Annotated in this window: 1 protein-coding gene; it reads left to right on the top strand. The window is 71.0% G+C overall.

What is annotated here, in order from left to right; genetic code table 11:
• Window positions 1–252, top strand: a 252-nt coding sequence (locus ACZ2IA_RS23155) for a hypothetical protein (protein ID WP_470294928.1), incomplete at both ends; no start/stop codon positions are given.

Genomic DNA, 252 nt, shown 5'->3' with positions numbered 1-252 from the left:
CCAGGCGGCGGCGAGGGCCCTGATCGTGCAGCTGTGTCTGCGCTTCAGCGCCGCACAACTGTCCCTGGTCGGCGCAGATCCGGGCGGTGCCGCCCTCTCCGCCTACGGGTTCGAGAGTCTCCCGCATACGCGGCGTGGGCATCGAGGCGGCTTCCGGGTGGGGGTCGGCTCCACCGCTGAGGGACGGCCGCAGGCGGATGCGATGATCTGGCTGGCCTCGGTCGAAGAGGACGTGCCAGAGGGCATCACGAC

This window comes from Crenobacter sp. CS_VA4, from assembly GCF_055597485.1.
Note: the sequence above shows the minus strand (reverse complement) of the source record. Positions and strands in the feature narration are given on the sequence as shown.